The organism is Bisbaumannia pacifica (assembly GCF_007989625.1).
Taxonomy (GTDB): Bacteria; Pseudomonadota; Gammaproteobacteria; order Pseudomonadales; family Halomonadaceae; genus Bisbaumannia; species Bisbaumannia pacifica.
The window spans coordinates 1-24336 of record NZ_BJUK01000022.1 but is presented as its reverse complement, the minus strand read 5'-3'; the positions used below and the strand labels follow the sequence as shown (position 1 = coordinate 24336).

Annotated in this window: 20 protein-coding genes; 6 read left to right on the top strand and 14 right to left on the bottom strand. The window is 66.4% G+C overall.

The genetic code is table 11. The annotated features are described in order from the left end of the window. Window positions 1–48: 48 nt before the first annotated feature. On the bottom strand, window positions 49–1425 hold the full coding sequence (locus HPA02_RS10595) for a YjiH family protein (protein WP_146803162.1): 1377 nt from the start codon (window positions 1423–1425) through the stop codon (window positions 49–51). 109 nt (window positions 1426–1534) lie between these two features. After that, window positions 1535–2485: an agmatinase gene (gene speB, locus HPA02_RS10590; protein WP_146803161.1), complete on the bottom strand. Its 951-nt coding sequence runs from the start codon at window positions 2483–2485 to the stop codon at window positions 1535–1537. A 179-nt stretch (window positions 2486–2664) separates the two neighbouring features. Between speB and HPA02_RS10585 the strand changes: the two genes are divergently transcribed. The 3 genes from HPA02_RS10585 to HPA02_RS10575 all read left to right on the top strand — a co-directional run bounded on the left by HPA02_RS10585 (window position 2665) and on the right by HPA02_RS10575 (window position 5073). After that, on the top strand, window positions 2665–4107 hold the full coding sequence (locus HPA02_RS10585) for a sigma-54 interaction domain-containing protein (protein WP_146803160.1): 1443 nt from the start codon (window positions 2665–2667) through the stop codon (window positions 4105–4107). Window positions 4108–4113: 6 nt separating this feature from the next. Beyond that, complete coding sequence (locus HPA02_RS10580) at window positions 4114–4401, top strand: hypothetical protein (protein ID WP_244945907.1); 288 nt, start codon at window positions 4114–4116, stop codon at window positions 4399–4401. Between the two features lie 165 nt (window positions 4402–4566). Further along, entirely contained in the window at window positions 4567–5073 is a 507-nt protein-coding gene (locus HPA02_RS10575; protein ID WP_222593992.1) for a hypothetical protein, read from the top strand. 102 nt (window positions 5074–5175) lie between these two features. Here the strand turns inward: HPA02_RS10575 and purH are convergent, their stop codons facing one another. The 7 genes from purH to dsbD all read right to left on the bottom strand — a co-directional run bounded on the left by purH (window position 5176) and on the right by dsbD (window position 13253). Continuing rightward, window positions 5176–6774: a bifunctional phosphoribosylaminoimidazolecarboxamide formyltransferase/IMP cyclohydrolase gene (gene purH / locus HPA02_RS10570; protein WP_146803159.1), complete on the bottom strand. Its 1599-nt coding sequence runs from the start codon at window positions 6772–6774 to the stop codon at window positions 5176–5178. Between the two features lie 74 nt (window positions 6775–6848). Continuing rightward, window positions 6849–7193, bottom strand: a complete 345-nt coding sequence (gene fis, locus HPA02_RS10565; RefSeq protein ID WP_146803158.1) for a DNA-binding transcriptional regulator Fis — start codon at window positions 7191–7193, stop codon at window positions 6849–6851. After that, entirely contained in the window at window positions 7190–8218 is a 1029-nt protein-coding gene (gene dusB / locus HPA02_RS10560) for a tRNA dihydrouridine synthase DusB (protein WP_146803157.1), read from the bottom strand. The genes fis and dusB overlap by 4 nt, the downstream gene beginning before the upstream one ends. Window positions 8219–8303: 85 nt before the next feature. After that, window positions 8304–9215, bottom strand: a complete 912-nt coding sequence (prmA, locus tag HPA02_RS10555) for a 50S ribosomal protein L11 methyltransferase (protein ID WP_146803156.1) — start codon at window positions 9213–9215, stop codon at window positions 8304–8306. 93 nt (window positions 9216–9308) lie between these two features. Then, complete coding sequence (gene accC / locus HPA02_RS10550; RefSeq protein WP_146803155.1) at window positions 9309–10649, bottom strand: acetyl-CoA carboxylase biotin carboxylase subunit; 1341 nt, start codon at window positions 10647–10649, stop codon at window positions 9309–9311. Window positions 10650–10700: 51 nt separating this feature from the next. Continuing rightward, a complete protein-coding gene (accB, locus tag HPA02_RS10545) occupies window positions 10701–11159 on the bottom strand; it encodes an acetyl-CoA carboxylase biotin carboxyl carrier protein (protein ID WP_146803154.1) in 459 nt (152 codons plus the stop codon). Window positions 11160–11435: 276 nt separating this feature from the next. Further along, window positions 11436–13253, bottom strand: coding sequence for a protein-disulfide reductase DsbD (dsbD, locus tag HPA02_RS10540; protein ID WP_146803153.1), 1818 nt, complete (start codon window positions 13251–13253; stop codon window positions 11436–11438). Window positions 13254–13456: 203 nt separating this feature from the next. Here dsbD and HPA02_RS10535 point away from each other — a divergent pair, with 203 nt between their 5' ends. After that, on the top strand, window positions 13457–14782 hold the full coding sequence (locus HPA02_RS10535; protein WP_146803152.1) for a DUF2333 family protein: 1326 nt from the start codon (window positions 13457–13459) through the stop codon (window positions 14780–14782). 143 nt (window positions 14783–14925) lie between these two features. On the opposite strand, the gene ppa is transcribed toward HPA02_RS10535, so the two are convergent. Continuing rightward, window positions 14926–15456, bottom strand: coding sequence for an inorganic diphosphatase (gene ppa, locus HPA02_RS10530; protein ID WP_146803151.1), 531 nt, complete (start codon window positions 15454–15456; stop codon window positions 14926–14928). 273 nt (window positions 15457–15729) lie between these two features. Here ppa and HPA02_RS10525 point away from each other — a divergent pair, with 273 nt between their 5' ends. Continuing rightward, complete coding sequence (locus tag HPA02_RS10525) at window positions 15730–17376, top strand: bifunctional protein-serine/threonine kinase/phosphatase (protein ID WP_146803197.1); 1647 nt, start codon at window positions 15730–15732, stop codon at window positions 17374–17376. A 228-nt stretch (window positions 17377–17604) separates the two neighbouring features. Here the strand turns inward: HPA02_RS10525 and HPA02_RS10520 are convergent, their stop codons facing one another. From HPA02_RS10520 to pilB, 3 genes are all read right to left on the bottom strand, one after another. After that, on the bottom strand, window positions 17605–18045 hold the full coding sequence (locus HPA02_RS10520; RefSeq protein WP_146803150.1) for an REP-associated tyrosine transposase: 441 nt from the start codon (window positions 18043–18045) through the stop codon (window positions 17605–17607). A gap of 270 nt (window positions 18046–18315) precedes the next feature. Continuing rightward, complete coding sequence (locus HPA02_RS10515) at window positions 18316–19557, bottom strand: type II secretion system F family protein (RefSeq protein ID WP_146803149.1); 1242 nt, start codon at window positions 19555–19557, stop codon at window positions 18316–18318. Window positions 19558–19572: 15 nt separating this feature from the next. After that, window positions 19573–21375, bottom strand: a complete 1803-nt coding sequence (pilB, locus tag HPA02_RS10510; protein WP_146803148.1) for a type IV-A pilus assembly ATPase PilB — start codon at window positions 21373–21375, stop codon at window positions 19573–19575. 727 nt (window positions 21376–22102) lie between these two features. Between pilB and HPA02_RS10505 the strand changes: the two genes are divergently transcribed. Then, entirely contained in the window at window positions 22103–22567 is a 465-nt protein-coding gene (locus HPA02_RS10505; RefSeq protein ID WP_146803147.1) for a pilin, read from the top strand. Between the two features lie 38 nt (window positions 22568–22605). On the opposite strand, the gene HPA02_RS10500 is transcribed toward HPA02_RS10505, so the two are convergent. Then, a complete protein-coding gene (locus HPA02_RS10500; protein ID WP_146803146.1) occupies window positions 22606–24276 on the bottom strand; it encodes a PglL family O-oligosaccharyltransferase in 1671 nt (556 codons plus the stop codon). Window positions 24277–24336 lie beyond the last annotated feature (60 nt).

The window sequence follows — 24336 nt, the reverse complement described above, 5'->3', positions numbered from 1 at the left end:
CCTCGTATCACGGGGCCCGGCCGGATAAGGCCGGGCCGGGACGCGATCTCAGAAGAAGAAGGTGTGCGCCATAAAGGCGATGATCGGCAGGGTGATGGCGGTGCGCAGCAGGAAGATCGCGAACAGCTCCCACAGCGACAGGGGGATCTTCGACTTGAGCAGCAGGGCACCGATCTCCGACATATAGATCAGCTGGGTCAGCGACAGGCAGGCCACCACGAAGCGGGTCAGCTCGCTGTCGATGCTGGTGGCCAGCACCGCCGGCAGGAACATGTCGGCGAAGCCCACCAGGGTCGCCGGGGCGGCGGCCTCGGCCTCGGGAATGCGCAGCAGCTCGAGCACCGGCACCATGGGATAGGAGAGCCAGGTGAAGATCGGCGTGAACTCGGCGAGGATCAGTGCCAGGGTGCCGATGGCCACCACCAGGGGCAGCAGGGCCAGGAAGATGTCCGCCACATTGAACAGGGCGTTGCGGATCAGCTCGCGGGCGCCGGGGGCCTTCTCGGCGCGCTCCACGGCGCGGGTCAGGCTGTAGCGGAAGACGCCCATGCCGGCGCTGTGCTTCTCGGCCAGTTGGCAACCCACCGGCTCGTAGTAGGTGTCCGGCTTGCGCGACAGCGGCGGCAGGCGCGGCACCACGATGGCGGCGATCAGCCCGGATACCACCACCGTCAGGTAGAAGGGCACGAACATATGGTCGAGGTCGACGAAGCTGGTGATCAGCAGGCTGAAGGCGATGGAGACGATGGAGAAGTTGGTGGCAATCACCGCCGCCTCGCGACGGTTGTAGAAGCCCTTCTCGTACTGCTGGGCGGTGATCAGCACCCCCACGGTGCCGGAGCCCATCCAGGAGGCGGTGGCATCGATGGCACTGCGTCCGGGCAGGCGGAAGATCGCCCGGAAGGGCTTGCGCACCAGGCTACCGATAAATTCCATGAAGCCGAAATCGACCAGGAAGGGCAGCAGCAGGGCGGCGAAGAAGAAGAAGGTCAGCAGTACCGGAGCCAGGTCATTGAGCATTACGCCGCCGGTATGGCCGGCGATCACGAACTCGGGGCCCACCTGGAAGTAGGTCATGGTGGCGAAGGCCGCCCCCAGGAGGCGCATCGCGAACCACAGGGGCCCCACGTCGAACATCTCCTGCCAGATACCCTGGCTGGCCCAGGCGGGGCGGGTCAGCTTGACCAGGCCGGTGATCACCACCGAGAGGCAGAGCACGGCGGTGGCGATGGCCGGTAGCCAGTCGCCGAGCAGGTCCTGGAGCCCCTTGGCCATCAGGCCCATGCCGATATTGACGGTATCGCCCGCCGAGAAGGGGATCAGGAAGAGGCCGACCCCGAACAGCGAGGGGAGCAGGAACTTGAGCAGGCCGCGCCGGCCAAGGCCGGGTCGGGCGGTGGCGGTGGTGTCGAGGGTGGAGGACATCGTTGGTTACCCCATGGATTGTTTTAGTGGATGGTGTGGATCACCGGGGGGATGGCCTGCCGTCCTCTGGCAGGCCACTCGGGCCGGGAGATCTCCCCGGTGACCGGAATCAGTCGCGACGCATCACGCCGGGCAGCACGCAGAGCATCTCGTAGAGCAGGGTGGCGCCCATCAGGGCGGTGTTGCCGCTCGGGTCATAGGGCGGCGCCACTTCCATCAGGTCGCCGCCCACCACGTTCAGGCCCCAGGCGCCGCGTACGATCTCCAGGCCCTGGGCCGCGGTCAGGCCGGCCATCTCCACGGTGCCGGTGCCCGGGGCCACCGAGGGGTCGAGGCCATCGATATCGAAGCTGATATAGACGGGGCCGTCGCCCATCTGCTCGCGGACCTCGGCCATCAGCGGCTCCAGGGACTTGTGCCAGCACTGCTCGGCGGTGACCACCCGGAAGCCCTGGCGGCGACACCAGTCGAAGTCGTCGGCGGCGTAGCCGGTGCCGCGCAGGCCGATCTGCACCACGCGCTGGCTGTCCAGCAGGCCCTCCTCCTGGGCGCGACGGATCGGCGTGCCGTGAGCGATGGATTCGCCGAACATATGGTCGTTGACGTCGGCGTGGGCATCGATATGGATCAGCCCCACCGGGCCGTGCCGGCGGGCGATGGCGCGCAGGATCGGCAGGGTGAAGGTGTGATCGCCGCCCATGGTCAGGGGCGTGGCGCCGTGGCTCAGCACCTCCTGGTAGAAGGCGTCGATGATGTCCAGGTTCTTCGGCAGGTTGAAGGTGTTGACCGGCACGTCGCCGATATCCGCCACCTGCAGGCTGTCGAAGGGGGCGGCGCGAGTGGCCATGTTATAGGGGCGCAGCATGCGCGACTCGTCGCGGATCTGGCGGGGCCCCAGGCGGGCCCCGGGGCGATTGGAGGTGCCGATATCCAGGGGCACGCCGATAAAGGCCGCATCCAGGCCGCGGGCGTCGGCCTGGGTCGGCAGGCGCATCATGGTGGCCGGGCCGCCGAAGCGGGGCATCTCGTTGCCGCCCAGGGGCTGGTTGAACTCGCTCATGGAAACTCCTCGATGGGTCGCAAACAGTGGCTTCCCTGGCTCTAATGCACAAAGCGTGCCAGATTTTACGCCCATGATTTCGCGAAGGTTTCCAGCCAAGTGATGCATTTTTACATTGCTGAGACGCGATCGGTGATGCAAAAATGCATGGTCGATACAGTAATGAATCGGGAGGGCGGATGAGCGAGATCGATGCCCGGGTGCTGACGACCCTGGTAGAGAATGCCAATGACCATGTCTTTATCGTCGACGGCGAGGGGCGGGTACTGGACGTCAGTCCCGGCGCCGCGGCGGTCTATGGCATGTCCCGGGAGGCGCTGTGCGCCACCACCGTCCAGCGGCTCGAGGCGGAGGGCGTCCTGACGCCGTCGGTGAGCCTCGAGGTGATGCGCAGCGGCCAGCCGGCCCAGGTGATGCAGACCACCAGCACCGGACGCCGGGTGATTGCCCAGGCCTACCCGGTCTTCGTCGGGGGACGCCTCGAGCGCATTATCAGTCGCTCCATGGACCTCACCGATCTGCAGTGGCTGCAGCAGGAGTACCAGCTGCTGCAGCGCCGCTTCAGCGAGCACCTCAAGCGCAGCGCCGCGGCCTCCCTCGGCGATGACCTGGCGCTGGATGAGTCCCAGGGAGAGCTGCGTATCCGCAGCGAGCTGATGCGCGAGATCGCCCTGCTGCTCAAGCGGGTCGCTCCCACCGATGCCAGCGTGCTGATGCTGGGCGAATCCGGCGTCGGCAAGACCGCCTTCGCCCGCCAGCTGCACCGCTGGAGTCGCCGCCGCGAGGGGCCCTTTATCGACGTCAATTGCGGGGCCATTCCCGAGAGCCTCTTCGAGTCGGAGATGTTCGGCTATCAGCCGGGGGCCTTCAGCGGCGCCGCCCGCCAGGGCAAGGCGGGGCTGATGGAGCAGGCCCAGGGTGGCACCCTCTTCCTCGACGAGATCGGCGAGCTGCCCCTGGCCATGCAGACCAAGCTGCTCAAGGTGATCCAGGACGGCAGCCTGACTCGCCTCGGCGATACCCGAGCGCGGCGGGTCGACTTTCGCCTGGTGGTGGCCACCAACCAGGACCTGGCACGGCGGGTCGAAGAGGGACGGTTTCGTCTCGACCTCTATTACCGGCTCAACGTGATTCCGGTGACCCTGCCGCCGCTGCGCGAGCGTCCCGAGGACATTCCCGGGCTGGTGGAGCTGCAGCTGGCGCGCCTCAATCGCCGCTATGGCCATGACAAGCTGCTGGCGCCGCATGTCTGGCAGGAATTGATGGGCCACGACTGGCCGGGTAACGTACGCGAGCTGGAGAACTGGCTGGAGCGGGCCTGGCTCTCCGCGCCGGGGGAGATGATCGAGGCCCGGGGCCTGGCGCCGCGCCATTCCAGCCGGGCCCCGGAAGGCGCTATACTAGGCGCCGACGCTTCTTCCCCGGTTCCCGGGGCGGTCTGGCTCGCCGACGACGAAGGCCTCAAGGCAGGCCTCGCCCGCATCGAGCGCGAGATCCTGGCCGAACTCTGTGCACAGTTGCCCAGTACCTATGCCATGGCCAAGCGCCTGGGGATCAGCCAACCCAGTGTGGTGCGCAAACTGCAGCGCCATGGACTCCGAATTTCCGACGGTCACCGATAGACGCGAATGAAACAGCAAAAGAAAGCCAACGCCATGGACGAGCGCGAGAAGCTGCGCAAGTTTCGTGAGCTCGACGACGCCTTCGCCGAGGCCTTGAAACAACTCGATGACCCCGACCACCGCCTGGATATTCCCACCGGGCCGCCGGTTGCCTCGGCGCAGTCCCAGCGCAAGCAGGAAGCCGAGGCGCGCTTCGAAGAGCGTCTCGAGGCCTTGATGCACGAGTATCGGTTGCCCCCCGAGGCGGTAGTGGCCCTGCTCGAGTCATTGACTACCGAGGCGCCCTCGGCCTGAGCGAGTGGCGACATTTTCCTCAGAAGATTTGCCTCGCGGCGCTTTTTTATCAATCATGTAAAGGCCATTGTCGGCACAGGCGCCGGTCAGGAGCCGGCGCGATAATAACGCATCAAGCAATAGCATGGAGCGTCTCGCAAGTCAGGGCGCTAAAGGGAGAATGGAATGGTAGCGATTCAAGGGAAACAAGGCCGTCATGCCTGGATGGGCGCCCTGGTCGGGGCGGGTCTGATGCTGGTCGGCGTGAGCGGCGCCCAGGCCAATGATCTGAACTGGCAGGCGACCCCGACCTATGGCTCGGTCAGCCTGAGCTCCGGCTTTATGCCGGACCCGCATCAGGTCAGCCTCTCCGCCGGGGGCAGCACCCAGGTCACCTCCAGCCTGGGCAGCGGCTGCGCCGGTTACGTGCATGGCGGCGCCCCGGACGTCGACCTCTACTACGACGCGGGCAGCCTGCCGCTGCATATCTATGTCGAGTCGCAGACCGATACCACCCTGGTGATCAATGCCCCGGACGGTCGCTGGTACTGCAACGACGACGCCATCGGGCTCGACCCCATGGTCAGCTTCCCCAAGGCGCAGAGCGGCATGTACAACATCTGGGTCGGGGTCTGGGGTAGCAGCGACCTGCGCAGCGCCACCCTGAACTTCACCGAGATCACGCCCCGCTAAGCGCCGGCGCACGACGCGCCAAGCCGCCCAAGGCTGGCAATAAAATCGCCCCCATGGCCGTGCCATGGGGGCGATGTCATTTAGGCTAGCCAGCTTGTCGCTTTAGTGGCGGAAGTGGCGCATGCCGGTAAAGACCATGGCGATGCCGGCCTCGTTGGCGGCGTCGATCACCTCCTGGTCGCGCATGGAGCCGCCAGGCTGGATCACCGCGGTGATGCCCGCCGCCGCGGCGGCATCGATGCCGTCCCGGAACGGGAAGAAGGCATCACTGGCCATCACCGAGCCGGGCACCGAGAGGCCCTCGTCGGCGGCCTTGATGCCGGCGATCTTGGCGGAATAGACGCGACTCATCTGGCCGGCGCCGACGCCGATGGTCTGGCCCTCCTTGACGTAGACGATGGCGTTGGACTTGACGAACTTGGCCACCTTCCAGGCGAACATCAGGTCGCGCAGCTCCTGCTCGCTGGGGGCGCGCTGGGTCACCACCTGGAGGTCGTCGCGGCCGACCATGCCCTGATCGCGATCCTGCACCAGCAAGCCGCCGTTGACGCGCTTGAAGTCATGGGCGGGGAGGGCGGCGGCGCCCCACTGGGCGGCCACGTCGAGCAGGCGCACGTTCTGCTTCTCGGCGACGATCTCGCGGGCGGCGTCGGCCACTCCGGGGGCGATGATCACCTCGACGAACTGGCGGTCGATGATGGCCCGGGCGGTATCGGCGTCCAGCGGCCGGTTGAAGGCGATGATGCCGCCGAAGGCGCTGGTGGGGTCGGTGGCGAAGGCCTTCTCGTAGGCCGCCAGCGGCGTCTCGCCGAGGGCCACGCCACAGGGGTTGGCGTGCTTGACAATCACGCAGGCCGGCTCCTCGAAGGCCTTGACGCACTCGAAGGCGGCGTCGGTGTCGGCCACGTTATTGAAGGAGAGGGCCTTGCCCTGCAGGCTCTCGGCGGTGGCCACGCTGGGTTCGCTGGCATCGTCCTCGACATAGAAGGCGGCCTGCTGGTGGGGGTTCTCGCCGTAGCGCATTTCCTGCTTCTTGCGGTACTGCACGCTGTAGGTGCGCGGGAAGCCTTCCTCGCCGCCCTCCACGCGCTGGCCCAGGTAGTTGGCGATGGCGGCGTCGTAGCCGGCGGTGTGTTCGAAGGCCTTCACCGCCAGGTCGAAGCGGGTCGCGAGGCTCACCGCGCCGTCATTGGCGTCCATATCGCCCAGCACCCGGGCGTAGTCGCCGGCATCCACCAGGATGCTGGTGTGGGCGTGGTTCTTGGCGCAGGCGCGGACCATGGTGGGGCCGCCGATATCGATGTTCTCGATGGCGTCCTCCAGGGTGCAGTCGGGCTTGGCCACGGTCTGGGCGAAGGGGTAGAGGTTGACCACCACCATGTCGATGGGATCGATCTCATGCTCCGCCATCACCGCGTCGTCCTGGCCGCGGCGACCCAGGATGCCGCCGTGGATCTTGGGGTGCAGGGTCTTGACCCGGCCGTCCATGATCTCGGGGAAGCCGGTGTGGGCCGACACCTCGGTCACCGGAATCTGGTTATCGCGCAGCAGCTTGAAGGTGCCGCCGGTGGAGAGCAACGCCACACCGCGATCGGCCAGGCCGCGGGCGAAGTCGACGATGCCGGTCTTGTCGGAGACGCTGAGCAGGGCGCGGCGCACCGGCAGGGTGGAGGGAGCGGAGGGGGAGGCGGATTGGGCCATGAACTTGCACTCTCGGAGTTGGCTGGAAAACGAGCGAAGGGAGCCGCATTGGGCTCCCTTCGCAGGAAAAAGGGTCAGATCAGGGCGTGCTGCTTGAGCTTCTTGCGCAGGGTGCCGCGATTGAGGCCGAGCAGTTCGGCGGCGCGGGTCTGGTTGCCGCCCACGTGCTCCATCACCGCGGCCAGCAGCGGCGCCTCTACCTCGTCGATCACCATGGCGTAGAGGCCGGTGACCGACTCGCCATCCAGGTGGGCGAAGTAGCGGCGCATCGCCAGGTCCACCGCCTCGCGCAGGGGGCGCTCGGGGGCCTGCGCCTGCGGCGTTGTCGTGGCAGGGCGGCCGTCGATGGCGGAGAAGCTCATGGGTTCCTGATCCACTCGTGTCGCATTGTCGGGCGTGGTTGCTTGCCTGCTGGTCATGCTGCACTGGTTCCATTGGCGGCCGGCGAGGGGAAGTCTCGACGGCCGAAGAGTTCATTCACGAAATGGTGCTGGGCGCCCGGTGTCTCCAGGCGGTTGAAGACCGCCTTCAGGGCCTTGGCGTCTTCGGACTCGTGGCGCTCCAGGTACCAACCCAGATGCTTGCGGGCGATACGCACGCCCATCACCTCACCATAGAAGTCATGCAAGGCATCGAGGTGCTCGCCGAGCAGTCGCTGGCGCTCGGTGGCGCTGGGTGGGCTCGCCTCCTGGCCGTGCGCCAGGTAGTGCTCGATCTCGCGGAAGATCCAGGGGTTGCCCTGGGCGCCGCGGCCCACCATCACCGCATCCGCCCCAGTATAGTCGAGAACCTCGGCGGCCTTGGCGGCGGAGTCGATATCGCCGTTGGCGAACACCGGAATCGTTACGCGAGACTTGATCTCGGCGATGGTGTCGTACTCGGCATGGCCCTGGTAGCGCTGCTGGCGGTGGCGGCCGTGGACCGCCAGGGCCCGGATGCCGGCGGCCTCGGCGAGCCGCGCGACCCGTACCCCGTTATTGCTCTCGGCGCACCAGCCGGTGCGGATCTTCAGGGTCACCGGGACGTCCACCGCGGCGACCACCGCCTCGAGGATCTCCGCGACCAGGGCCTCGTCGCGCAGCAGCGCCGACCCGGCGGCCTTATTGCACACCTTCTTGGCCGGGCAGCCCATGTTGATATCGATGATCTCGGCGCCCCGCTCGGCATTGAGTCGCGCCGCCTCGGCGAGCATGGCGGCGTCGCCGCCGGCGATCTGCACGCTGCGCGGCCCCGGCTCGCCGCGATGGTCCATGCGCAGCCGTGACTTGCGGGTATGCCACAGGCTGGGATCCGAGGTGACCATCTCGCCCACCACCAGGCCCGCCCCCAGGCGCCGGCACAGCGCGCGGAAGGGGCGGTCGGTGACCCCGGCCATGGGCGCCAGGATCGCCCGGCCGGTCAACCGGTGGGGGCCGATGGCGGGCAGGGGCGGGAGTGGGGGCATGGGCATGAAAACCGGGGGCTCGATTCAAGGGGGGCCTATGATACCCAGCCGGCGCCCCCGGGTGAAGGTGGCAAAAGGGATTTGCCTAGGTCGGCCGGCGTCCTTCCAGGCGTACCCAGCCTTCCCGCTCCACCGGCGGCTCCATTGCCAGTCCCTGGGCGGCGTAGGCGTCGAGCACCTCGTCGGCCTGCTGGGCGAGGATCCCGGAGAGCACCAGGCGTCCGCCGGGGGCCACCTGGCCGGCGATGGTCGGCGACAGCTCCACCAGGGGGCCGGCGAGGATATTGGCCACCACCACTGGGAAGGGCCCCTCGGCGAGCTGCTCCGGATAGCAGAGCGTCAGGCGCGCCTCGGCGATGGCATTGCGCTCGGCATTGTCGCGGCTGGCCTGCAGGGCCTGGGGGTCGATATCGGTGCCCACGGCGCGGTTGGCCCCCAGCCTGAGGGCGGCGATGGCCAGGATGCCGGAGCCGCAGCCCACGTCGAGTATCGCCTTCGCCTCCAGCTCGCCGGCCACCGCCAGGCCATCCAACCACTCCAGGCACAGCGCCGTGGTGGGGTGAGTGCCGGTACCGAAGGCCAGGCCGGGATCGAGCAGCAGGTTGACCGCCTCGGGCTCCGGGGCCTCGTGCCAGCTGGGCACGATCCACAGCCGCTGGCCCATCTTCAGCGGCGTGAAGCCATCCATCCACTCCCGTTCCCAGTCGCGGTCGGCGAGCAGCTCGAACTCGATCTCGGGGCAGGGCTCGTCGGGTACCTCCAGGCTCCAGGCCTGGCGCACCCGCTCGAGCATCGCCTCGATGCCTTCCAGGTCGTCATACAGGCCGGTCAATACCGTCTCGTTCCATAGCGGGGTGGTGCCGCGCTCCGGTTCGAAGACCGGGTCGTCATGGGCATCCTGCAGGGTGATGGCCGAGGCGCCCTCGGCGAGCAGCAGCTCCTCCAGGGTCTCGGCCTGCTCCGGGGCGATTCGCGCCTTGAGTTGTAGCCAGGGCATGGTGGCGTCTCCTGCGAAAAAGGCGTGTCAGGGTGTCCAAACGCGCGACGGGATGGCCCTGGGCCATCCCGTCGCTGATAACCGGGTCGCGGCTTACAGACCCAGTTTCTTCTCCAGGTAGTGGATATTGACTCCACCCTGCTGGAAATAGGTATCGCGGACCAGGTCCTTGTGCAGGTCGGTATTGGTCTTGATACCTTCCACCAGCAGCTCGTCCAGGGCATTACGCATGCGCGTCAGGGCCGCGGTGCGGTCCTCACCCCAGGTGATCAGCTTGCCGATCAGCGAGTCGTAGTGGGGCGGCACCGTATAGCCGGTATAGAGGTGGGAATCCATGCGCACCCCCAGGCCGCCCGGCGGGTGATAGAGGCTCACCTTGCCCGGCGAGGGCATGAAGGTGCGGGAGTCCTCGGCATTGATCCGGCACTCGAAGGCGTGGCCGTTGAGCTTGACGTCTTCCTGGCGGATCGACAGCGGCAGCCCGGAGGCGATGCGCAGCTGCTCTTTGACGATATCCACCCCGGTGACCTGCTCAGTGACCGGATGCTCCACCTGGACCCGGGTGTTCATCTCGATAAAGAAGAACTGGCCCTTCTCGTAGAGGAACTCGAAGGTGCCGGCGCCCCGGTAGTTGATGGTCAGGCACGCCTGGCGGCAGGCCTCCAGCACCTGGGCCCGGGCCTCGGGGTCGAGCCCCGGCGCCGGGGCTTCCTCCAGCACCTTCTGGTGGCGACGCTGCAGGGAGCAGTCGCGATCATAGAGGTGGATGGCATTGCCCTGGCCGTCGGCCAGCACCTGCACCTCGACGTGGCGCGGCTCTTGGAGGAACTTCTCCATATAGACGGTGCCGTCGCCGAAGGCCGCGGCGGCCTCGGTCTGGGTGATGCTCACCGAGGAGAGCAGGTGCGCCTCGGTATGCACCACGCGCATGCCGCGACCGCCGCCGCCGGCGGCGGCCTTGATGATCACCGGGTAGCCGATGCGCTTGGCGATGGCCAGCACCTCCGCCTCGTCCTCCGGCAGCGGGCCGTCGGAGCCGGGTACCGTGGGCACGCCGGCCTTCTTCATCGCCTCGATGGCGCTGACCTTGTCGCCCATCAGGCGAATGGTATCGGCCCGCGGCCCGATAAAGGTGAAGCCGGAGCGCTCCACCTGCTCGGCGAAGTTGGCATTCTCGGAGAGGAAGCCATAGCCGGGATGAATGGCGCTGGCGTCGGTGACCTCGGCGGCGCTGATCAGCGCCGGAATATTGAGGTAAGACTGGGCCGAGGACGCCGGGCCGATGCATACCGCTTCATCGGCCAGACGCACATGCATTAGCTCCTGGTCCGCCTTGGAGTGCACCGCCACGGTCCTGATGCCCAGCTCCTTGCAGGCACGCAGGACGCGCAGGGCGATCTCGCCGCGATTGGCGATGAGTACCTTGTCCAACATCTGTTATCCGCCCGTAATGAGGTGTCAGTTGAGAGCGTCGAGGCGAGGGCCTCAGGCGATGACCAGCATCGGCTGGTCGAACTCGACCGGCTCGCCGTCTTCCACCAGGATGGCCTCGATGACGCCGTCCTTGTCGGCCTCGATCTGGTTCATCATCTTCATCGCCTCGACGATGCACACCGCCTCGCCCTTGCGCACCGTCTGGCCCACTTCGGCGAAGGGCTTGGCGCCCGGGGCCGGGGCCCGATAGAAGGTGCCGACCATCGGCGAGTTGACGGTATGGCCGGTGGGTGCGGCCGGTGCCGCCGGTTCGCTGGCCGCCGGTGCCGCCGGAGCAGGCGCCGCGGCCGGCTGGGGCGCATAGGCGGCGGGCTGCGGGGCCGCCTGGTAGGCCACGCCATTGGGGTGGCGGCTGATGCGGACGGATTCCTCGCCTTCCTGGATCTCGATCTCGCTGATATTGGACTCTTCCAGCAGCTCGATCAGCTTCTTGACCTTACGGATATCCATGCGGTTGTCTCGCTCGTAACGGAGTATGAGGGGGCGCGAGCAGGCTGCGCAGCGGCGCTGTCAACCTGCGTAAAAACGTGTCGAATCGGGGCAAAGTTTAGCAAATTGCCGATGATTGTCCCGCCAAAAGGCGTGTCGGCGGAGTTTGCCGAAAAACGACTGGGTTGTCTAGGTTATCCGCAGAAGCGTGAATATAAACGCTCGTTTCGCGATGATGGCAGTTAACCAGTAGGTATTTTTACAGTTAACCAATCGCCGCCGCTTCGGGGCTGCCATTCACCCCTGTCGGCTCTCCAGCCAGCTCAGCAGTTGGTTCAGGTGGCCGGCGAATTCGTCGCGCTCCACCTCGCCTTGAATACGCGCCTCGCGGATCTCCTCGCCGCCGGCGAAGAACAGCAGGCTGGGCGGGCCGAACAGCTGGAAGCGCTCCAGCAGCTCGCGGCTGGCGCCGTTGCTCTCGGTGACGTCCACCTGGACACGATGGAAGGCCGACAGCGGCTCGGCCACCTGCGGTGTCGGGTAGACGCTGCGTTCCAGTTGCTTGCAGGAGATGCACCAGTCGGCGGTGACATCGACGAACACCGGCGTGTCGCCGGCGCCGGCCAGGGCCCGCTCCAGAGCGGCCAGATCGCGCACCACCACATCGGGCTCGCTGGCGATGGCGTTGCCGCGCTCCCCCGGCGCCATGGCCACCAGCGGGCGCAGCGGGTCGCTACCGCCTTGGGCGGCGCCCAGCACCAGGGCCAGGCCCCAGGCCAGTACCAGCAGGCCCGCGCCCTGGCGCAGTCGCGCCCAGCCGTGAGTCTCCAGGCGCAGGGCGCCCAGCGCCAGGGCCGTGGCCACCGCCAGGGCCGCCCACAGCAGCAGGGCCAGCGGCCCCGGCAGCAGCCGCTCGACCAGCCAGATGGCCACCCCCAACAGCAGCAGGCCGAAGGCGGTCTTGACGCCCTCCATCCAGGCGCCGGTGTGAGGCATCAGGGTGGTGCCGAAGGTGCCTACCAGCAGCAGCGGCACCCCCATGCCCAGGGCCAGGGCCAGCAGGGCGGCCCCGCCCATCGCGGCGTCGCCGGTGGTGGAGATAAACACCAGGGCGCCGGCCAGGGGCGCCGAGACACAGGGCGAGACCACCAGCACCGAGAGGGCGCCGGCCAGGGCTAGGCCGACGGGACCGCTGCGCTGGGCACGGGTCTGCCAGGCCTGGATGCGTGCAGTCAGCCGGGGTGCCGTGCGCAGGTTGATGACGCCGAACATGGCCAGGGCGAAGCCCACGAAGAGCAGGGCGAAGCCGATCAGTACCGGTGCCGACTGCAGCCGGGCCTGGAGGTTGAGGCCGGCGCCGAACAGCCCCATCAATACCCCTACCAGGGCGTAAGTGGCGGCCATGCCGGCCACATAGCTGGCGGAGAGCACGAAGGCGCGCCCGCGCCCGGGGTTCTGGCCGACGATGATCGACGACAGGATGGGGATCATCGGCAGCACGCAGGGGGTAAAGGTCAGCCCCAGGCCGGCCAGGAAGAACAGCCCCAGGGCCAGCGGCAGGCTGGCGCGGCTCATCAGCTCGCTGAAGCGGCCATCGGCGCTCTGCACGCCGCTGGGCGCGCCCGCCTCGGAGGGGGCGGCGTCCGGCGTCCAGTCGGCGAAGGCGGGAGGCGCCGAGCCGGGCAGGGCGGTCATCTCCAGGCGCTCCGGCGGATAGCAGAGGCCGGCCAGGGCGCAGCCCTGGAAACTCAGGGTAAAGGGCACCTCCCCCGCCACCGGGGCCGCCTCGAGGGGCACCGTGAAGACCACCCGGTCGAAGAAGACGTTGACGTCGCCCAGGAACTCGTCGCTCATGGGCTCGCCCGGCGGCAGCGCCGGCTCGCCCAGGGCCAGGGTGTCGCTCTCCACGGCGAAGCGATGGCGATAGAGGTAATAGTCCTCGGCGGCGACGAAGCCCACATGCAGGGACTGGCCATCGTGCCAGGCGCTCGCCTGGAAGGCCTCGTGGACCGGCAGGAAGTCGCTTTGGCGGTCGGAGGAGAACCACTGGGCCTGGGCGTTGCCGGCGACCAGCGCCAGGAGCAGTAATAGAGAGGGCAATAAACGGCGAATCATGACTCGGAAAGATCCTTGCAGACGGGAGGCGGAGCCCCCTTGCGACCCGGCGACGAGGGGAGAGTTCCCACCGCCCGGCGGGCGCGTTGGCATGGCGGACAGGACGCCGCTCTCGTCATCGTGGCGTCGCCTGCTACTATAACTCAGCATTCGGTGCCGTCGCAGCGGCGCCGGCCCATTTCGCGAGTCAAGGAAGTCGACACATGCCCCTGTTCGGTAAGCGTAAGCCGGTTGCCGGGCGCACCACCTCACTGGAGCGTCCCGAATATGGTTGGATCTGGAAGCCACTGCTGGTGCTGGTGGTGCTCTATCTGCTGGCGACCCTGGCCCTGGGCATCTGGTGGAGCCGCGAACCCGCCGCCTTCGATGTCGAGCAGGTCACTGCCAACCAGCGGGTACGAGTCGCCGCCGACCAGCCCGAGGCGGCGACCAGCCCGGCGGCGCGGGGAGCGGTAACCACCGCCGCCCTGATCGGCGTGGTGGATACCCTGCAGCGGAAACCGGGGGGCTACCTACGCAACGATATCTTCCCCCCGGGGCTATGGCTCGACAATATGCCCAACTGGGAGTACGGCGTGCTGCGTCAGGCCCGGGAGCTGGCCCAGCGGCTGCCGGCCCTCGAGCAGGGCGAGAGCGCCGCCCTGGAAGAAGCGCGTGAGGCACTGATGGGCGAGAGTCGCGACTGGCTCTACCCCTCCACCGAGACCCGGCTGGCGCAGGCCGGCGAGCACCTGGGCGAGCACCTGCTGGCGCTCGGCAAGGGCGAGGCCGGCTTCGCCGACGACGGCGAGGCCTTGGCCCGGTGGCTGGAGCGGGTAGCGCTGCGCCTGGATGACCTGAGCCAGCGTCTCTCCGCCAGCGTCGGTGAACGCGAGGCGCTGCGCGACCTGGCCATTGATACCGACGCGCTGCCCGAGCCGACCCCCTGGTATCGCCTCGACGACGACTTCTTCGAGGCCCGTGGCCAGGCCTGGGCGCTATTGCATCTGCTGCGTGGCGTGGAGCGCGACTATGCCGACCTGCTGGCCGCCGCCGAGGCCGGAGGGACCCTGACCCGGCTGATCGCCGAGCTGGAGATGACCCAGCGTCGGTTGTGGAGCCCGCTGGTGCTCAACGGCTCCGGCTTCGGCATCTTCGCCAACCACTCCCTGGTCATGGCCAACTACACGGTGCGCGCCCGCGACCTGGCCAGCCGGCTAGCGGCACGTGTCGAAGGCGTGGAAGTCGCCGCCTGGGAGCCCGTTGAGCCGGCGGTGACGGCACCCGAGGCCGCGGTGGAGCAGGGCGTGCCGGAAGACGCGCCCCAGCAAGAGGCTATCCCGCCGGCGTCGGAAGCAGCGCTCGCACCCGAAGCCGTCCAGGAAGCGCCGGAAGACGCCGCGCCCCAGGCAGAGGCCGTGCAGGAAGCGGAGGCCGTGCAAGAGGATGCCACTGAGGAGGAACCCATGCCTCAGGAAGACCAGATGGCCCCGCCGGAGGACATGCCGCTGCCCGAGGAGGCGCCCGCCGAGCAAGACCCAGGCCAGTAGGAGCCTGCTTCAGCAGCGATCCGACGTATCGGCGATTAAAGCCAGCTCCCACAAGGAGGGAGAGCCAGAGTTCCCCCTTGGATCAATAAAACACAAGGGCCGCCCCAGTGGGGCGGCCCTTGTGAATCTGCCAACGGCTTGGCTTACGCCTTCTCGTGGGCGGCGGCGGCCTTCTCGATGGCCTTGCGGGCGGCGTCGGCGCCTTCCCAGGACTCCACCTTCACCCACTTGCCCTTCTCGAGATCCTTGTAGTTCTCGAAGAAGTGGGCAATCTGCTGGCGCAGCAGCTCCGGCAGGTCGGTCACTTCCTGGACGTCATCATACAGGGTGGTCAGCTTGCCGTGGGGCACGCAGACCAGCTTGGCGTCCTCGCCCGCCTCGTCGGTCATATTGAGGATGCCCACCGGACGCGCGCGGATCACGCTGCCCGGCTGCACCGGATGCGGGGTCACCACCAGGGCGTCCAGGGGGTCGCCGTCATCGGCCAGGGTGTTGGGAATGTAGCCGTAGTTGGCCGGGTAGAACATCGGGGTGGCCATGAAGCGATCCACGACCAGGGCGTCCAGGTCCTTGTCGATCTCGTACTTGATCGGCGCATGCTGGGCCGGAATCTCGATGGCCACGTAGACGTCGTTGGGGAGGTCCTTACCGGCGGGGATCTTGCTGAAGCTCATTCTCGAATCCTTGCGTGGGCGGATTGTAGGGGCCAGAGAAAACCGCCGAATTATACGAAGCCGAAGCGCCGATTACCAATCCGACCATGGCAGGACCTACCCCTATGGTTGATAGGCCGAGGGGCGGGTCAAACGTGTATCATGGGGCCGCCTGCCCGGCGTGGGGTAGGGTGCTGCATCGAGGTGAATAAGGAGAGCCCCTTGGATCGTCAATTATCGCTGAGCGTGGGACAGGCCTTCGTGGCACCGGAGCGTCGCCATCATCGCAGCTCCATGTCGCTGCGCGTCCCCGAGGCCGGCCTGCTGGAAGCCAAGGGCGCGCTGGCGGTGATCAGTGATTCCAGCTCCCGCAACGCCATCGCCAAGCAGGCCGGTGACCTCAGCGTTCGCGGCCTGGTGGCCGATTACTTCTCCACCCCCGATCACTGGGGCGTCAAGTACTCCGCCATTCGCGTGCTGCGCTCCTTGAACGCCTGGTGCTACGCCCAGAGCCAGCACGTCAAGGACGGCAGCTATGTCTCGGCGCTCTCGGCGATGGTCTATCAGGGCCGCGAGGCGCACCTCTTCCATATGGGCGATACCCTGGTCTTCCTGCTGCGCGGCGCCGAGTTCGAGCAGCTCTCCCGCGACCATATCACCGACCTGGGCGGCTATCGTTACGCCTCCCGGGCGCTGGGCATGGACCCCAGCATCGAGATCGACTACCTACAGGTGCCCCTCAAGCAGGGCGATATCTTTCTCTTCACCACCCAGGCGGTGCGCGGCACCCTGATGCCCTCGGACTATGTGCGCCTGATCCGCGCCGACGTCAGCGACCTGGACGCCGCCTGCGAACGCCTCGCCCAGGCCGCCAGCGAGCGGGCCCAGGAGCGCGGCTACGGCGGCGATCAGTTCTGCTTCCAGCTGGTGAGGGTCGACGCCTTGCCCGAGGCCACCGAGGATCGCCCCGGCAAGGTCTATGGCGACCTGCCGGTGCCGCCGGAGCTCTCGCCCGGCGACCGCCTCGATGGCCTGGAGGTCGAGGCGGTGCTGTCGCGGACCGCTCAATCGCGGGTCTATCGGGTGCGCGACCTGGCCAGCCAGCGCCAGATGGTGCTCAAGGCGCCGAGTCCCGAGCTCTCCAGCCGCAACGCCTACCTGGAGCACTTCCTGCTGCAGCAATGGGTGGTGGAGCGGGTCAAGTCGCCCTTCGTGGCGCGGGTCGTCGAGCCTTCGCGGCCGCGACGCCACCTCTATTATCTGATGGCCTTGGTCAACGGCGAGACCCTTACCGAGTGGGCCCGGCGCCACCCCCAGGCTAGCCTCTCCCAGCGCCTGGATATCGCTCGCCAGCTAGGCAAGGCGGTGCAGGCCCTGCACCATCGCGACCTGCTGCATCAGCGCATCCACCCGGACAATATCCTGATCGATTCCCATGGGCAGGTGGTGTTGGCCGACTTCAGCGCCTGCCGGCTACGCGAGGGGGACGGTCACCGCCACTCCCGGGAGCTGGCGCGCCAGGTGGGGCTCACCGAACACAGCGCCCCGGAGTATGCCCTGGACACCGACGTGGGGCGGCGCAGCGACCAGTACGCCCTGGCCTCCACCATCTACTGGCTGCTCACCGGCGGTCTGCCCTATGCCCTGGCCCCCCACCAACTGCGTACCCATACCGACCTGGAGAAGCTCAGCTACCGCAGCGCCCGCACCGCCAATCCCGAGGTGGATGCCGCCCTCGACGACGCCCTGCGTCGCGCCCTGGACCCCCAACGCGCGCTACGCTACCGGCGCCTCTCCGAATTCCTGGTGACGCTGCGCGAACCGCGCCGCGATGGCGACGACGGCGATGACGGCGGCCCGCTCGGCGAGCCCGCCCGCTTCTGGCAGGGCGTCGCCGGCATCCTGCTGCTGCTGCTGGTGCTCTCCTGGCTGTTGCGGTAATGCTGGGAGCGGCCTTCCTCGGGTTAATTGGGGTAATGGCCACCCAGCCTGTTATGGGAATAGCCAGCCAACCTACTGTGGGAGCTCGGCTGTGCCGAGCGATATCGCCCGAAGGGCGATTCTGGCCGGTACCCAAGGGCGCCTGACAGCGCCAATCCTACGGCAGAGCCGGACTCCCACAACCTCGGAGCCTTCCCCGGCACCGGTGGCCATCTCAGGTGATGCAGTTCATAGCCAGATGGCATCCCAATAGGGATAGTCGCCGGTATGCTCGACCAGGCCCGCGCGAATGGGGTTGGCCACCAGGTAGCGTGCGGCAGGCTTGAGATCTTCTTCATGGCGCAGCGCCCGATCATGAAAGCCGGGTTGCCAGATCTTCTGCCCCAGTCCGGTGGAGATCCTGGCCTTGTAGATTCGCACCGCGTCGGATAGCTGGCCGTCGAGGCGCAGCAGCCAGTGCACATGATCGGGCATCACCACGAAGCTCAGCGTGCTGGCCTGATGGCGGACGCTCTCGGCATAGAAGGATCGGCAGGCCAGCCGTGCGGTGAGGTGATTCAGGAAGATCGGGCGGCGCTCCTGAGTGGCAAAGGTCACCAGGTACCAGTGGCCGGGAAGAGAGTGGCGACCCTTGCGCAGGGAATGGCTATGGGGCAGGTGCCGATCCATGTCGCCTCCTACTGTATTAACAAGGGCGACTGCGTCGCCCAATCGTCCGGCGGAGCCGGACTCCCACAACCCCGGAGCCTTTTCCGGCAACAGTGCCAGTGGCCAGCCAACCTATTGTGGGAGCTCGGATTCCGCCGGTCCGACGCCTCGGCGATATCGCCCGAAGGGCGATCTTGACCGGTACCCGAGGGCGACTGCGTCGCCCAATCGTTCGGGGAACCCGGATTCCAACAACCCCAGCGCCTTCTCCGGCACCAGTGGCCACCAGTCCTAGATCACGCTGCCCAGCTCGAAGATGGGCAGGTACATGGAGATCACCAGGCCGCCGACCAGCACGCCCAGCACCACGATGATAAAGGGCTCCAGCAGGGAGGTGAGGGCGTCCACCTTGTTGTCCACCTCCTCCTCGTAGTAGTCCGCGACTCGGTTGAGCATGGCATCCAGGGCCCCGGACTCCTCGCCGATGCCGACCATCTGCACCGCCAGCGGCGGGAACTGCTCGGTCAGGCGCATGGCGAAGTGCAGCTGCTGGCCGGTGGCCACGTCCTCGCGCACCTGGCGCACCGCCCGCTCGTAGACCTTGTTGCCGGTGGCCCCCGAGGTCACGTCCAGCGATTCCACCATGGGTACCCCGGCGCCGTAGGTGGTGGCCAGGGTCCGCGAATAGCGGGCCACCGCCGACTTGTCGAGGATATCGCCGATCACCGGAATCCTCAGCGACCAGGCATGCATGCGGTAGGCGAAGGCCTCCGATCGCTTGATTCCCTGGCGGATCAGGAAGACGAAGACGATGAAGCCCCCCAGCACCCATAGCCAGTAGGCCTGGGCCAGCTCCGAGAGGTAGATGGTCATGCGGGTCATGGCCGGCAGCTCCGCCCCGAAGCCATGGAACAGCGCCTCGAACTGGGGCACCACCATGATCAGCAGCAGGGCGGTGACGGCGATGCCCACGGCGATCACCGCCGCCGGATACCACAGCGCCTTCTTGACCCGCCCCTTGAGGGACTCCAGCTTCTCCTTGTAAGCCGCCACCCGGTCGAGCATATGGTCCAGGGAGCCGGACTGCTCGCCGGCTTCCACTAGGTTGACGAACAGCGAGTCGAAGTGGTTGGGGTGCTTGCGCATCGCCGTCGAGAGGTTGGTGCCGGCGGTGACGTCATTCATCAGCTGCTGCACCAGGGCACTCATGGCGGGCTTCTTGAGGCTCTCCGCCACCACCGAGAGGGCCTGCAGCATGGGCACCCCGGCGCGGATCATGGTGGCCATCTGGCGGGCGAAGAGCATGATGTCGCGGGGCTTGATGCGCCCCATGCCGCCCATGCCCCCCTTGCGGCGGATGGTGCGCACGATGATGTTCTGGCCGCCCAGGGTCTTCTCCACCTCGGCGCGGTTGGCGGCGATCAGGGTGCCCTTCACCTTGCGCCCGCTGGGGGCCTTGCCGCTCCACTGCCAGCGGTAGAGTTTCAGCTGCTGCCTGGCCCTTGCCTTGGCTTGGCGTGTCATGGTCGCCATCGCGGCCCCTCCTGTTTAGTCCTTGGTGACCCGGTTGACCTCTTCCAGACTGGTGATGCCCTGCATTACCTTGAGCAGGCCGCTGCGGCGCAGGTCCGGGTGACCCTCGCGTCGGGCCTGCTCGGCGAGCTCCATGGCATTGCCCTGGCGCATGATTAATTGGCTGATCGCCTCCGATACCGGTACCACCTCGTAGATGCCCTCGCGCCCCTTGTAGCCCAGGGTGCAGTGGCGACAGCCCACCGGATGGAAGATGGTGGCCGAGGCGACCTCTTCCTCGCCGAAGCCCTCCGCCAGCAGCGCCTCCCGGGGGATCTCCGCCGGCTGCTTGCAGCGCGGGCAGAGCTTGCGGGCCAGGCGCTGGGCGATGATCAGACTGACGGAACTGGCGATATTGAAGGGCGCCACCCCCATGTTGGCCAGGCGGGTCAGGGTCTCCGCCGCCGAATTGGTATGCACCGTGGAGAGCACCAGGTGGCCGGTCTGGGCCGCCTTGACGGCGATCTCGGCGGTCTCCAGGTCGCGGATCTCACCGACCATCACCACGTCCGGGTCCTGGCGCAGGAAGGCGCGCAGGGCGCTGGCGAAGTCCAGGCCGATCTTGGGCAGCACATTGACCTGGTTGACCCCCGGCACCTTGAGCTCCACCGGGTCCTCGGCGGTGGAGATATTGCGCTCCAGGGTGTTGAGGATATTGATGCCGGTATAGAGGGTCACCGTCTTGCCGCTGCCGGTGGGGCCGGTGACCAGGATCATGCCCTGGGGCTCGTCCAGCACCCGCTGGTACATCTCTCGCTGCTCCGGGGTAAAGCCCAGGGCGTCGATGCCTAGCTGCGCCGAACTGGGGTCGAGGATACGCAGCACGATCTTCTCGCCATAGACGGTGGGCAGGGTGCTGACCCGGAAATCGATGGAGCGGTTGCGCGACAGGCGCATCTTGATAGCGCCGTCCTGGGGCAGGCGCCGCTCGGAGATATCCAGCTTGGACATCACCTTGAGGCGGGCGGCGATGCGCTGGCGCATATTGAAGGGCGGCCGCGCCGCCTCAAGCAGGATGCCGTCGATGCGCAGGCGAATGCGGTACTGGGTCTCGTAGGGCTCGAAGTGGATATCCGAGGCGCCGCGGCGGATGGCGTCGAGCAAGATCTTGTTGACGAAGCGCACCACCGGGGCGTCCTCGCTGCCGGCGGTGACCGCCGGGCCCTCTTGCTCCGGGTCGTACTCCTCGTAGTCGAGGTTGTCCAGCGCCTGGTCGGCGCCCTCCAGCCCCTTCATCATCTCCTGGCTGTCGGCGTGGGAGAGGTAGTTCTCCAGCGCCGGGCCGAGCTGATCCACTGGCGCCAGCACCCCCTCCACGTTGAGGCCGGTGGCGAACTGCAGCTCGTCGAGTTGGGCCAGGGTGGCGGGGTAGGGCACCGCCACCGTCAGGCGGTGGTCGTGGCGCAGCAGCGGCAACACTGAGAGCTTGCGCAGCACCTTCTCCGGCATGCTCTCCGCCGGCGGCAGGCTGTCGGGGCGCACCGCGTCCAGGTCGATCAGCGACAGCCCATACTCCCAGGCCGCCGCCAGCGCCGCCTGGCGCGGCGTCACCAGGCCGCTATCGATCACATGGGCCATCAGCGAGACGTCCTCTTCCCGGGCCTCCTCCTCGGCGCGCCGCGCCGCCGCCTCGGAGAGCACGCCGTCGCGCACCAGGCGCCGGCTCAGGCCGCGCAGGTCCGCCGCCACCGGCACACCGCCTCCGCCCGTCGGCCCAGAGGCGGTGCTCTGGGCGATCAGGCTATGATAGTCCACCGACGGTGGATGCGAATCATGCATAACGGCTCCTCGATCTGATGCCCTTGTGGGAGCGCGGCGGTCCGGCGCTTTCCCCTGTGGGAGCTCGGATTCTCCGAGCGATTGGCGCCGTAGGCGCCTTTATCTATCGCGCGGAATCCGCGCTCCCACACTAAGCTGGGTGGAATTCCCACAGCAGCCTGGGTGGCCATTGGGGTTGTGGGAGCTCGTGGTTCGGCGCTCCGGCTCCGCCGGACGATTGGGCGCCGTAGGCGCCCCGAATCTTCCTGCCGCATCAGCGAATCCTCCTTAACACTCCCTCACGCTCCTAGCCTAGGTCAGTCTAGCGGCTTCGCCCCGTTGAGGGCGGCGTTGAGAGCCGCCCGCAAGCCACGCCATGCCCTGTCTACATAGCCCGGCTAACCAACGGTTTGCTTCGCTTTTTGCGTCTTTAGGGAAATCCTTGCGCGCCTTCGCTGTGTAAACTAATGTAAACCTGTGCAACGGCGATGGCCACCTTCTTGTCAATGTTGCCGACGCCGACAGCGGCAAGCCCGCGTGGCAACAGCGTTGAAGGGTGGTTCATTCCGACCCCCAGGGGCTGGCTAGACTCCTGGCGTGGCTCCGCAGGGAAGGCGAGGGGTGATAAAGGTGTGATAAGGGTGTGATAGGCAGGTGAGCAAGCAGCGAGGTTAGGCCGATGTGGCCAAAGCGGCCAATGCGGAAACTGGCAAGGGGTCGACTCGCTAACAACCGAGGGGTGATCGTGATGAAAAAGCAACAAGGCATCAAGCGCTACGTAAAGGCAGGGCAGGGCGGCTTTACCCTAATCGAGCTAATGATCGTGGTGGCGATTATCGGCATCTTGGCGGCGGTAGCTTTACCAAGATATCTTGATTATACAAACCGTGCCAAGGCATCTGAGATAATCGCTGCTGCCAGCGGGGCGAGAACTTGTGTAACCGAAGCTGCACAGTTGGGTGAGGATCCATCTACTTGTGCAGGTGCATTTCAAACAACCCAGTATGCAGGTGGTTTAACAGTTGGAACTGATGGTGTTATTACTGTCCAGGGACAAAGCGATCTTGCTGGCTTGGATGTGGTTCTATCACCAACTGTCGTAGTCGATGGAAGTGGTACCGCCTGGCAAGACCCTGGCCATGTAGAGTCCTGGGATTGTGCTGCTGCTAGCGGGGCTTCAAATCCTGAATGGCTCCCATCTAACTGTCGATAACCATGTTTAACAATGGCCGGGTTTCCGGCCATTGTTCTTTAGTTGTCTTGTTTTTTTGAGAAAAAGCTAGGAAACAATCTGGGTCCCATTGTGTTTGAAGGCTCTCCAAGAAAATTCTGGGCGATAGATTTGTTAAGGTAAATGTTTTCCCTGGGGGAGGTTTTTAAATAATTATCTGCCCAGGATATGTATCTTTCTATGAAATCATTTGCCCCGTTTTCCAGAGAGAGTGATAGTTGATCTGCCATGATCAACCTCTCTGCCTCTAAAGGGGAGCCCATGGGGTTTATGATTTTCAATAAAGTGGTGGTTTCCTCTGTTTCTGAGTATACCTTAAATAGCCATAGAGTGTGTAGATGGGTCACCATAAAGACCCAAAGTACAGGTACCGCCAACCAGCCGCCTACACGAATTCCAAAGGTATAGCGATTGGCCCTTTCCCGGCCGGGCCAGCAGCGCTCGGTGACTAGCCCCAGCAATAGCAGAAAGGCCAGCCAGTGGGCGATGGAGTGGTAGAAGGGGTACTCCGTCATGGTATGCAGGGCCAGCGGCAGCAGCAGGGCACAAAACAGTAGCCTTTCGCCTTTCGGCCCATGGGCTAGAATCCGCCAGAAGACCCAGCCACCGTAGGCGAGGATCGCCGCCATCGGCAGTAGTCCCCCCTCCACGCCCCAGAGCAGCAGCTCGTTATGCGGGTGGTTATAGTTCCGGGTAATAATTGGCTCGACGATCTCCGGCTGGTTGATCGGCAGGCTGGCCCGCCAGTCGGCGAAACTATGCAGGAAGTCGTGCTGGAAGCGCCCATAGCCCCAGCCGGTAAGTGGCTCCTCGAGAATCATCCTTAGGCTATGCAGATAGATCGGTAGCCGCTCGCCGGCCCGGGCGAGGTCCCGCTCGACGCGTACCTCCGACCAGGGCGCCCACCAGAGCAGCCCCCCCAGGGCGATGCCCAGACCCAGGACGCCGGCCCATTGGCCGAATCGGCGGCGATCCAAGTACCACAGGTGAGCCATTACCAGAGGCAGGGCGATCAGCGCCGCCAGCCAGCCGGTGCGCGACTGTGTCATTAATACCAAAGCCGGCATTACCAGCGGTGCCAGCAGGACCAGGCCTTTTTCCCAGCGCCGCCCTGCCTCGCCATAGAGCCAGGCGGAGACCACCAGGGCGGTGACCAGGAAGCTGCTCATCACATTGACCTGCTGGAAGACGCCAAAGGGACGGTCATTGGAGGGGATGTAGCTTACCCAGTTGCCCTCGACCAGCCAGTAGCGCTGCAGATAGCCGAAGGTGCTAGCCACCAGGGCGCCGAGAAGGATCGCTAGGCCCAGCCACCACCAGTCGCGTCGAGTGAGCCTTAGTTGGGCCAGGCCCAGCAGCAATATGGCCCCCGCCGTGGCCCCCAGCAGGCGGGGAAAGGCGATCATCGAGGCCGGGTTCCAGCTCCAGGCGAAGGGCGCCCATAGCGCCAGCAGCAGCAGGCCCACGCCCAGGTGGAAATGGCTGTAGCGGATCACCCCTCGGGTGGCAGGCCACATGGCCAGCGCCATCAGCAGCGCGAAGCCCATCCATACCGTGGCGTTGAAGGGGAGACGCAGTCCCGCCCCGCCCATATTGGGAAAGGTGAAGTGCAGCAGCAGGGTAAAGGTCACGACGGCGGTGGCGATCACTCCGACCGTCAGGCGTGGATTGGGCGAGCTCGTGGCAGTCATGGCGTCCCCTGCGGCGGCATTGTTATCACTAGGCTATGTTCGAAAACTTGCTGCGCTCGG

Excerpts from the sequence above, each read along its gene's own strand:
- purH (WP_146803159.1), bottom strand. The coding sequence starts at position 6,774 with ATGGCCCAATCCGCCTCCCCCTCCGCTCCCTCCACCCTGCCGGTGCGC.
- accC (WP_146803155.1), bottom strand. The coding sequence starts at position 10,649 with ATGTTGGACAAGGTACTCATCGCCAATCGCGGCGAGATCGCCCTGCGC.
- HPA02_RS10515 (WP_146803149.1), bottom strand. The coding sequence starts at position 19,557 with ATGGCGACCATGACACGCCAAGCCAAGGCAAGGGCCAGGCAGCAGCTG.
- pilB (WP_146803148.1), bottom strand. The coding sequence starts at position 21,375 with ATGCATGATTCGCATCCACCGTCGGTGGACTATCATAGCCTGATCGCC.
- HPA02_RS10585 (WP_146803160.1), top strand. The coding sequence starts at position 2,665 with ATGAGCGAGATCGATGCCCGGGTGCTGACGACCCTGGTAGAGAATGCC.
- HPA02_RS10500 (WP_146803146.1), bottom strand. The coding sequence starts at position 24,276 with ATGACTGCCACGAGCTCGCCCAATCCACGCCTGACGGTCGGAGTGATC.
- HPA02_RS10505 (WP_146803147.1), top strand. The coding sequence starts at position 22,103 with ATGAAAAAGCAACAAGGCATCAAGCGCTACGTAAAGGCAGGGCAGGGC.
- HPA02_RS10535 (WP_146803152.1), top strand. The coding sequence starts at position 13,457 with ATGCCCCTGTTCGGTAAGCGTAAGCCGGTTGCCGGGCGCACCACCTCA.
- accB (WP_146803154.1), bottom strand. The coding sequence starts at position 11,159 with ATGGATATCCGTAAGGTCAAGAAGCTGATCGAGCTGCTGGAAGAGTCC.
- HPA02_RS10595 (WP_146803162.1), bottom strand. The coding sequence starts at position 1,425 with ATGTCCTCCACCCTCGACACCACCGCCACCGCCCGACCCGGCCTTGGC.
- HPA02_RS10575 (WP_222593992.1), top strand. The coding sequence starts at position 4,567 with ATGGTAGCGATTCAAGGGAAACAAGGCCGTCATGCCTGGATGGGCGCC.
- speB (WP_146803161.1), bottom strand. The coding sequence starts at position 2,485 with ATGAGCGAGTTCAACCAGCCCCTGGGCGGCAACGAGATGCCCCGCTTC.
- prmA (WP_146803156.1), bottom strand. The coding sequence starts at position 9,215 with ATGCCCTGGCTACAACTCAAGGCGCGAATCGCCCCGGAGCAGGCCGAG.
- dsbD (WP_146803153.1), bottom strand. The coding sequence starts at position 13,253 with ATGATTCGCCGTTTATTGCCCTCTCTATTACTGCTCCTGGCGCTGGTC.
- dusB (WP_146803157.1), bottom strand. The coding sequence starts at position 8,218 with ATGCCCCCACTCCCGCCCCTGCCCGCCATCGGCCCCCACCGGTTGACC.
- HPA02_RS10580 (WP_244945907.1), top strand. The coding sequence starts at position 4,114 with ATGAAACAGCAAAAGAAAGCCAACGCCATGGACGAGCGCGAGAAGCTG.
- HPA02_RS10525 (WP_146803197.1), top strand. The coding sequence starts at position 15,730 with ATGTCGCTGCGCGTCCCCGAGGCCGGCCTGCTGGAAGCCAAGGGCGCG.
- ppa (WP_146803151.1), bottom strand. The coding sequence starts at position 15,456 with ATGAGCTTCAGCAAGATCCCCGCCGGTAAGGACCTCCCCAACGACGTC.
- fis (WP_146803158.1), bottom strand. The coding sequence starts at position 7,193 with ATGACCAGCAGGCAAGCAACCACGCCCGACAATGCGACACGAGTGGAT.
- HPA02_RS10520 (WP_146803150.1), bottom strand. The coding sequence starts at position 18,045 with ATGGATCGGCACCTGCCCCATAGCCATTCCCTGCGCAAGGGTCGCCAC.